The 7,135-nt window shown below is 49.3% G+C and carries 5 protein-coding genes and 1 pseudogene; 2 read left to right on the top strand and 4 right to left on the bottom strand.

Features of this window, described 5'->3' with window-relative positions; all coding sequences use genetic code 11:
- Window positions 1–108: 108 nt before the first annotated feature.
- A pseudogene (locus tag Q0605_RS00065) lies at window positions 109–483 on the bottom strand (penicillin-binding transpeptidase domain-containing protein); the annotation flags it as partial.
- A 210-nt stretch (window positions 484–693) separates the two neighbouring features.
- Here Q0605_RS00065 and Q0605_RS00060 point away from each other — a divergent pair.
- Window positions 694–873, top strand: coding sequence for a hypothetical protein (locus tag Q0605_RS00060; protein ID WP_298703161.1), 180 nt, complete (start codon window positions 694–696; stop codon window positions 871–873).
- 115 nt (window positions 874–988) lie between these two features.
- Here Q0605_RS00060 and htpG read toward each other — a convergent pair whose 3' ends face one another.
- Entirely contained in the window at window positions 989–2,830 is a 1,842-nt protein-coding gene (htpG, locus tag Q0605_RS00055; RefSeq protein ID WP_298703159.1) for a molecular chaperone HtpG, read from the bottom strand.
- A 334-nt stretch (window positions 2,831–3,164) separates the two neighbouring features.
- Here htpG and Q0605_RS00050 point away from each other — a divergent pair, with 334 nt between their 5' ends.
- Window positions 3,165–4,076 (top strand): hypothetical protein, encoded by a 912-nt coding sequence (locus Q0605_RS00050; RefSeq protein ID WP_298703157.1) that lies wholly within the window; start codon window positions 3,165–3,167, stop codon window positions 4,074–4,076.
- Between the two features lie 229 nt (window positions 4,077–4,305).
- On the opposite strand, the gene Q0605_RS00045 is transcribed toward Q0605_RS00050, so the two are convergent.
- Together Q0605_RS00045 and Q0605_RS00040 are read right to left on the bottom strand one after the other, a co-directional pair.
- Window positions 4,306–5,319 (bottom strand): UDP-N-acetylglucosamine--N-acetylmuramyl-(pentapeptide) pyrophosphoryl-undecaprenol N-acetylglucosamine transferase, encoded by a 1,014-nt coding sequence (locus Q0605_RS00045; protein WP_298703155.1) that lies wholly within the window; start codon window positions 5,317–5,319, stop codon window positions 4,306–4,308.
- Between the two features lie 137 nt (window positions 5,320–5,456).
- Complete coding sequence (locus Q0605_RS00040) at window positions 5,457–6,617, bottom strand: FtsW/RodA/SpoVE family cell cycle protein (protein WP_298703153.1); 1,161 nt, start codon at window positions 6,615–6,617, stop codon at window positions 5,457–5,459.
- Between the last annotated feature and the right edge of the window lie 518 nt (window positions 6,618–7,135).

The raw sequence follows: 7,135 nt of genomic DNA, 5'->3' as shown, positions 1-7,135 counted from the left end.
TTACGGAAGCGGATAAATTTTAAAATTTCAAACCCGCAAAGGCTTGCTAAATTTCAAAATTTAAAGCCCATGAAGCACGGGCAGAATTCTAAAATTTTAAAATTCCGCCTACTTCGTTTTCTTTGCGCTGTCTTTGCTAGTAGTTGCGTTGGCATCAATGTAGCCCATCTGGACGAGCTTTTCGTAGATTTGCATTATCACTGGACCTGCCGCGCTTCCGCCGCCGCCTCCGTGTTCTACGAGCACGGTTACGGCGTATTGCGGCTTGTCGTAAGGCCCGAAGCTAGTCATCCAGGCGTGCGAGCGGTGGAAGTAGTCCATATCGGCCTCTTTCATTCGTTTTTTGGTGGTCTGCGAGATGCCTACTACCTGCGCGGTGCCCGTCTTGACCGCTAGAGGGACTACTGCGGTATGGATGAGCTTGTAGGCGGTGCCTCCGTCGGGGTTGTTGCCGACCTCATACATACCGCGTCGCACGAGCTGTCGCACTTCAGCGCCGCGACCACGCCAAAAGCATAGGCAGCGCTCTCGTGGTCTCGCTGATATTCTGATGATAAAATTTCATCATACGCCTCGGCTGCGGCAAACAGCAAGTTCTCGCGCTCGCAAGAGGTCGCAGCGGATGCCGAGGCACTTAAAATTTTAGAGTGCGCTTACGGGCACGCGGGCGGTGCGAAGGAGTTTTTCGAGGGCATGATGTCAAAGAACGACTCGCCTGCCTTTATGAATATCTTCGGCTCGCGCTCCAACCTCGGCTCGCGGATAAAAGCGATCAAAACCTCAAAATTTTTAAAACGCCAAACCGAGCCGCCGGATAGAATTTTACCGAAATCAAAGGGTGAAATTTCGCCGCTTTTAAATTTTAAAATTTAAAAAGCTCGTGAAGTTTGCCTGCAGAAATTTCTCTTTAAATTTAAAACGCGGCCACATAGATATATGCAGCCGCGCGGAATTTAGATAACGGATAGAAGCTCTAAATTTAGATAATCTACAGAGCCTTTGCGATCAGCTCGTTTACGTTTTTGATAAACTCGCTCGGATTTTCCAGCTCCTGCCCCTCGCTAAGGCGCGCCAGATCGTAGATTATTTCAGACACTTGCGGTAGCATCAGCTTATCGGCCTGCAGCTTTTTGATGATCTCGTGATCTGCGTTGATCTCCAAAATCGGCTTTATTGGCGGCAGATTGCGGTTCCCCATCTGCTTAAGCAACTGCTGCGTCGCAAAATCGGGATCGTTTTCGTCAAAAACAAGGCAGGAAAGCGAGCCGCTTAGACGCGATGAAATTTTAACGTCCTTGACGCGTTCGCCTAAAATTTCTTTGATCTTCGCGGCGATCTCTTTGGCTTGCGGCGTCGCGACATCGCCCTCCGAAGCATCCTGCTTGATCGAAGTCGCATTTTTAACCGGCGTCTTATCAAACTCAAAAACGCCCGGCATCACGATCGTATCGATCTCATCGTCGCAGAGTAGCACCTCCGTGCCCTCGGTGTTAAATTTCTCGATCAGAGGCGAGCTTTTAAGCATCGCGGCGCTGTTTCCCGCGATGTAATAGATCTCTTTTTGACCCTCTTTCATTTTCTCCTTATACTCGCTAAGCGTGATGAGGCCGTCTCGCAGATTTGATTTGAAAAGACAAAGCTTTAAAATTTCCTCTTTGTTTGCGCCGAAGCCGTAAAGCCCCTCTTTCAAAACCTTGCCGAATAATTCGTAAAATTTTATGTATTTTTCGCGATCGCTTTGCAAAAGCTTTTCTAGCTCGGATAGAATTTTTTTGATGCTCTGTTCGCGGACATAGGCTAGAATTCGATTTTCTTGCAAAATTTCGCGGCTTACGTTTAGCGGCAGATCCTCGACGTCCATTATGCCGCGTACGAAGCGCAGGTAGCTAGGCAGCAGCTCTTTGGCGTCGTCGGTGATGAAAACGCGCTTGACGTAGAGCTTCACGCCACTTTGATAATCGACGCGGTATAGATCGAAAGGCTCGCTGCTCGGCACGTAAAAGAGCGTCGTGTATTCGTGCGTACCCTCGGCCTTGGTGTGGATGTAAAACAGCGGATCGCCGCTGTCGTGGCTGATCTGCTTGTAAAATTCATTGTAATCGCCAGGCTTTAGGCTGCTTTTTGGCAGCTGCCAAAGCGCGCTCGCGCGGTTGATCTGGACGTTTTTAACCTCGCTATGTCCCTGCTCGCCCTCTTTTTGCGCAGGAATGTATTCTTCTTTATCCATAAAGATCGGGTAAGGGATGTGGTTGGAGTATTTTTTGATAATGCCTTCGAGCCTGTAGCCGTCCAAAAATTCCTCATCTTTCATATGCAGGATTATCGTCGTGCCGAAGTCCTCTTTTTGCGCTTTTTCGATCGCGTAGTTGCTCGCGTCGCTGCTCCATTTAAAGGCATCCTGCGAGAGAGGCTTGCGGCTGATAACTTCGATACGATCTGCAACCATAAACGCCGAATAAAACCCGACGCCGAACTGCCCGATGAGGTTGCTATCCTTCGCCGCATCGCCGCTAAGGCTCGCCATAAAGCCCTTCGTACCGCTGCGCGCAATAGTGCCTAGATTGCTCTCGAGCTCGGCCTCGTCCATGCCGATGCCGTTGTCGCCAATGCTTAGCGTTTTGGCCTCTTTGTCGATCTTTATATCGATGCGCGGCACATACGAAAGCGCCTTGTAATCGTCGTTCGTAAGGCTTAGGTAGTTTAATTTATCTAGCGCGTCGCTTGCATTTGAGATAAGCTCGCGCAGGAAAATCTCCTTGTTTGAATAAAGCGAATGGATCATCAAATTTAGCAGATCATTCACTTCGGTCTTAAATTTTTTCTTTGCCATTATACGATCCTTTTTAAAAATTTTGGCAGATTATATCATGGAGTGCTAATCTTGTCAAGAGTAGAATAAATAAACTTGATATGAATCCTATCAAGTTTTGTAAATTTACGCGCGCTCGAAGTATATGAAATTTAAACCCGGCTGTGGATTATACAGCAAAAACCGATCCGAATTTGACGGCGCGGCTGCGCTAAATTTACAAATTCTTTTTAGTCGTCGTTTTTTGAAAAATTCAAAACAAAATGATATAATTCCTCTCGATTCCGATGCGATTTTTATGATAAAAACGGGCGTTTGACTAAAACAAAAATTTATCGAGCAAAAAGGATTTCATTTGAATAACGAAGAAATCATACAACGCATAAATGAGCTGAGAGAAAAGCGGAGCAAAAATTTAAAAAGCTCAAGTGAAAATGTCTGCGAGACAAGTTCTAATGCAGATATGGATACGGATGCTGCCGCAAATTTGGCCGAAAAATCAGGCGCAGGTTCGGCCGCAAATTTAAGCAAAAAACCGAGCCCTAAGCCCTCCGTCGCTACCGCAAGAGACAAACAATCGATCAAAGACGCAGATCTCCGCACTCCGCACGAAAATCGCTCTACGCCGAAAATACTCCCTCTCGTCGTCGTATGTATAGTCGCGGTCTTTATAGCGATAAAGGCACCTTTTCGCACGGAGATTTTAAATGAAACTCGAATTCCGACCAATCAAGCAAACGAAGCCGTAAACAAAAATCCTAAAGAAATTTCTATTCGCACCAAAGACGGCACTTTAAAAATGAAAAATCCCGTAAGATTTCGCGAAGATTGCGACGGCGGAGACGGCGATGCCTGCGCCGTACTTTCGAGCCTGCTGCTATTAAATGGCGAAATTTCGCAAGATGGCGCCAAAGATCTGCTTAAAAAAGGCTGTTACGAGCTTAACGGCGGCGAAAGCTGCACGAGACTCGCAGGCTACGAAGATAGAGATTCGCAAGAGGGTAGAAAACTGTATAAAAAAGCATGTAAGCTCGGCAATGGCGAAGGCTGCTTTATGTTCGGTTACGTCGCGTATTTTGACGACGATGACAAAGAAACGGGTACGCGATACTTTGAGCGATCGTGCGAGTTGCGATTTGCGGAGGCGTGCTATTTTCTAGTGGGAATTTATTCCAATGATCCGGCAAAATCGCAAAGATATCAGGCTCTGTTTGAAAAATATCAACAAGAAAACGATGATGCGATAATCAGCTTTAGGCGCAGATAATTTCACGGCTCAATGCACTTTTGCATGGCTGCGTTTGCGAGTTTAAATTTGCGCGAATCAAAAGATGTCCTTTGCTCAGCAAGCATACAAAATTCAAATTTTTATTCAAACCCAAGCGCCGCGTTAAATTTACACAAACACAGAAAGTCAAATTTAATCGGTTTATAAATTTAAAGTCTCGCGCAGAGATCGCCTTAAATTTACGCAAGCTCATACTATCCGCGCGCTTTTAAATTTTACTCATCACATCGCCAATAATCGCTTGCGCGCCGTTTCGATCCGCGAGCTCAAGCAGTCCTTTACTTGCGCGCGCCACGTCGAAGCTCTCAATCAAGCTCAATATCCGCTCGCCGCTTGCGTCCTGCTGGCGCAAAATTTCGCAAAGTCCGCGCTCTTTAAGAAATTTCGCGTTATAAAACTGATGATCCGCCGCCGCAAACGGAAACGGCACAAATATCGCGGGCAGGCCGTTTGAGCAGAGCTCCCACAGCGTGCTGGCGCCGCTGCGTCCGACGCAAAGATCGGCGCTTGCGATGAGCTCGTGCATGTTTTTGCAAAAGCCCACGAGCTGCACGTCAAGCCCCTGCTGCGCGTAGGTCTGCGAGATGCGCTCAAACTCGCGCTCGCCGCACTGATGGATCACGCCGTAGCCGAGGTTCAAGAGCTTAGGCGCAAGCTCCACGGCAAGCGAATTGATAAAGCTCGCCCCCTGCGAGCCGCCCAAAAAGATGACCTTCTTAAGCGCCGTGCGCGGTCGCGCCGTCTTGAAAAAAATATCTGCGATCGGATAAGCAAACGCGGGCTTTTCATAGGAGCTGTAAAACGCGCGCGCAAAGGGCCTCAGCAGGCGGTTGAGTCGCCCGCAAACGGCGTTTTGCTCGTGGATAAAAAACGGCACGCGAGAAAGGATTGCCGCAATAGATGCGGGCGCCGAGCTGTATCCGCCCACGCTGATGAGCGCACGGACGCCGTTTTGCTTTAAAATTTTACGCGCCGTAAGCGAGAGGCGCAGGATATTTAGCAGCGAGGCTAGCTTGGCAAAGCCCTTTTTATCGACGACGCCCGAGCTTTGCAGAAAATAGGTGCGCGCAAAAAGCTCGCTATTTTCAAACCACGCGCGATCCTGCCCGCGGTTTGAGCCGATAAAGATCGTCTCGGTGCCCTGCTTCGCAAGGCGGACGGCTAAATTTTTAGCGATTATCAAATGCCCGCCGGTGCCGCCGCCGCTGATTGCTATGACCATACTTTTCCTTTAAATTTATAAAATTTCACGCCTAAATTTAAGCCTCGGCGCGCTTCGGCATAGAATTTCAAACGCAAAATTCAGCTCTAAATTTACGCCTAAATTTAAATGGCGCTCGCCCAAAACCCACAAAAGCTTTAAAATTTCGCCCTTTTCGACGCCATCAAAACGAGCCCCACCGCAAACGATGCCGCGAGCAGGTGGCTGCCGCCGTAGCTTAGAAACGGCACGGCGATGCCCTTGACCGGCGAGATCGACGTGATGCCGTAGGAGTTGATGATGAACGAAAAGAAAAACATAAAACCGATACCCAGGCAAAAGAGGAAATTTACGTTATTTGGCGACTTACTCGCGGTCTGAAAGATGCGAAAGAGCATCGCATAAAATAGCGCCACGATAAGCAAAATCCCGACGAACCCCCACTCCTCGGCGATGCCTGCGAGCACGAAGTCGGTATGCACCTCGCTCAGATAGCCTAGCTTAAAGCTCCCGAGCCCAAGTCCCTGCCCGAAAAACTCGCCGTTGTTTATCGCATTTAGCGAGTGTCCGACCTGATACGGCGCGCTAGCGTCCTCTATACGCAGCCCTGCGGCAGTTTCGGGCGACATAAACGACAGCACGAAATCCTGCACGCCGCCCCACCACGAGCGCACGCGATCGACCCTGTGCGCGCTCGTGACGATAAAAACGTAAGCAAGCCCCAAAATCCCCATAAAGCTAAAGCCGATGAGCTTGAAGCTCGTGCCCGCAAAAAGCGACATAAAAATCATCGTAAGCCCCAGCACCGCGACCTGCCCCAGATCGTTTTGCACGATAGCGACTAGGATCACCACGAAGCCGAAAAGCGCTACGTAAGGAAGCAGCGTCGCGATCTCGCGCCCGATGCTTTTTTTGGAGTGATCGAGCTTGCGCGAGAAGCTCCACGCCAAAAAGTAGATAAAGCCCACTTTGAAAAATTCCACCGGCGCGAGGTTAAAAAACGGCAGTCTGATCCAGCGCGCCGCGCCGTTTACGTCGGCGACCAAGGATTTGGGTAAAAAGCCCATCGCGAGCATCAAAATCCCCATTATCGCAAAAAGCGACATGCACACCGGCGTTAGGCATTTATCGGGATCGGCGCGCGAGACGATCCACATCACCGCGATGCACGCGATCCCCACCGCGCACTGGCGATAAAAAAAATGTAGCGGCGTAGTGCCCAGCAGAAGCACCGTATATGAGCTCAACGACAGCGAAAATATCATGCCGATCGTAATGAGCGCGCAGGTGAAGTAATATAGCCATTTATCGGTTTTCAATCATCTCTCCGTTTTAAAATTTATTCGCATTTACGTGTGCTGTGCATGCTTCGTCTGCCACGTGAGGCTCAAACCTCGCATCGCGCCCGCGGCGTACGGCGCCGATCGTGGCACCGCCTTTTAAAAAGCGTACGGCACGACCACGCATCGTCTTTTGGCACGCAGTGCGATCGTGCGTCTTTGACGCGCGGCGCGAATTTTATTCTCGCACATAGGGCGGCTTTTGCAATGCACGCTGCGGGATGGCGCGCCGTAAAGCACAGCACGTCCCGCGCCACCTTTTAAGTACGAATTCTTCTTGCACAAGGCGGCTTTCGGCACGCGATAGCAAAGTCGCAAACCGCGACTATGCAAAATTGCACATGGGCGTTCGTGTTGCAAATCAGCCGCCACACACGACAAGCTAATACTCCGGTAGCTTCTCCCGCTCGCGCAACTACAAATGCTTCATATCGGCGCGGTGCGATTTACAATTCAGGTTCGCTGCGGTAAATTCAAAATTTTAAAATTTCAAAATT

The sequence above is a fragment of the uncultured Campylobacter sp. genome, from assembly GCF_938017705.1.
Lineage (GTDB): Bacteria > Campylobacterota > Campylobacteria > Campylobacterales > Campylobacteraceae > Campylobacter_B.
This window is presented reverse-complemented; position numbering and strand designations above follow the sequence as displayed.

Coding starts and splice junctions, on each gene's coding strand:
- Q0605_RS00060 (WP_298703161.1), top strand. CDS start 694: ATGATGTCAAAGAACGACTCGCCTGCCTTTATGAATATCTTCGGCTCG.
- htpG (WP_298703159.1), bottom strand. CDS start 2,830: ATGGCAAAGAAAAAATTTAAGACCGAAGTGAATGATCTGCTAAATTTG.
- Q0605_RS00045 (WP_298703155.1), bottom strand. CDS start 5,319: ATGGTCATAGCAATCAGCGGCGGCGGCACCGGCGGGCATTTGATAATC.